The sequence below is a fragment of the Escherichia sp. MOD1-EC6098 genome (genome assembly GCF_002965865.1).
GTDB classification, from domain to species: Bacteria; Pseudomonadota; Gammaproteobacteria; order Enterobacterales; family Enterobacteriaceae; genus Escherichia; species Escherichia marmotae.
In genome coordinates this window covers 1-1708 of record NZ_PTSN01000068.1, presented here as the reverse complement: position 1 = coordinate 1708, position 1708 = coordinate 1, and the positions used below count along the sequence as shown (strand labels likewise).

Below are 1708 nucleotides of genomic sequence, written 5' to 3'. Positions count from 1 at the left end.
CAAAGAACGCTTCTTTAAGGTAAGGAGGTGATCCAACCGCAGGTTCCCCTACGGTTACCTTGTTACGACTTCACCCCAGTCATGAATCACAAAGTGGTAAGCGCCCTCCCGAAGGTTAAGCTACCTACTTCTTTTGCAACCCACTCCCATGGTGTGACGGGCGGTGTGTACAAGGCCCGGGAACGTATTCACCGTGGCATTCTGATCCACGATTACTAGCGATTCCGACTTCATGGAGTCGAGTTGCAGACTCCAATCCGGACTACGACGCACTTTATGAGGTCCGCTTGCTCTCGCGAGGTCGCTTCTCTTTGTATGCGCCATTGTAGCACGTGTGTAGCCCTGGTCGTAAGGGCCATGATGACTTGACGTCATCCCCACCTTCCTCCAGTTTATCACTGGCAGTCTCCTTTGAGTTCCCGGCCGGACCGCTGGCAACAAAGGATAAGGGTTGCGCTCGTTGCGGGACTTAACCCAACATTTCACAACACGAGCTGACGACAGCCATGCAGCACCTGTCTCACAGTTCCCGAAGGCACCATCCCATCTCTGGAATGTTCTGTGGATGTCAAGACCAGGTAAGGTTCTTCGCGTTGCATCGAATTAAACCACATGCTCCACCGCTTGTGCGGGCCCCCGTCAATTCATTTGAGTTTTAACCTTGCGGCCGTACTCCCCAGGCGGTCGACTTAACGCGTTAGCTCCGGAAGCCACGCCTCAAGGGCACAACCTCCAAGTCGACATCGTTTACGGCGTGGACTACCAGGGTATCTAATCCTGTTTGCTCCCCACGCTTTCGCACCTGAGCGTCAGTCTTCGTCCAGGGGGCCGCCTTCGCCACCGGTATTCCTCCAGATCTCTACGCATTTCACCGCTACACCTGGAATTCTACCCCCCTCTACGAGACTCAAGCTTGCCAGTATCAGATGCAGTTCCCAGGTTGAGCCCGGGGATTTCACATCTGACTTAACAAACCGCCTGCGTGCGCTTTACGCCCAGTAATTCCGATTAACGCTTGCACCCTCCGTATTACCGCGGCTGCTGGCACGGAGTTAGCCGGTGCTTCTTCTGCGGGTAACGTCAATGAGCAAAGGTATTAACTTTACTCCCTTCCTCCCCGCTGAAAGTACTTTACAACCCGAAGGCCTTCTTCATACACGCGGCATGGCTGCATCAGGCTTGCGCCCATTGTGCAATATTCCCCACTGCTGCCTCCCGTAGGAGTCTGGACCGTGTCTCAGTTCCAGTGTGGCTGGTCATCCTCTCAGACCAGCTAGAGATCGTCGCCTAGGTGGGCCGTTACCCCGCCTACTAGCTAATCCCATCTGGGCACATCCGATGGCAAGAGGCCCGAAGGTCCCCCTCTTTGGTCTTGCGACGTTATGCGGTATTAGCTACCGTTTCCAGTAGTTATCCCCCTCCATCGGGCAGTTTCCCAGACATTACTCACCCGTCCGCCACTCGTCAGCAAAGAAGCAAGCTTCTTTCTGTTACCGTTCGACTTGCATGTGTTAGGCCTGCCGCCAGCGTTCAATCTGAGCCATGATCAAACTCTTCAATTTAAAAGTTTGATGCTCAAAGAATTAAACTTCGTAATGAATTACGTGTTCACTCTTGAGACTTGGTATTCATTTAGCGTCTTGCGACGTTAAGAATCCGTATCTTCGAGTGCCCACACAGATTGTCTGATAAATTGTTAAAGAGCAGT

Annotated in this window: 1 rRNA gene; it reads right to left on the bottom strand. The window is 52.9% G+C overall.

Features of this window, described 5'->3' with window-relative positions:
- Window positions 1-20: 20 nt before the first annotated feature.
- Window positions 21-1562: ribosomal RNA gene (locus tag C0K55_RS25615) — 16S ribosomal RNA — on the bottom strand.
- Between the last annotated feature and the right edge of the window lie 146 nt (window positions 1563-1708).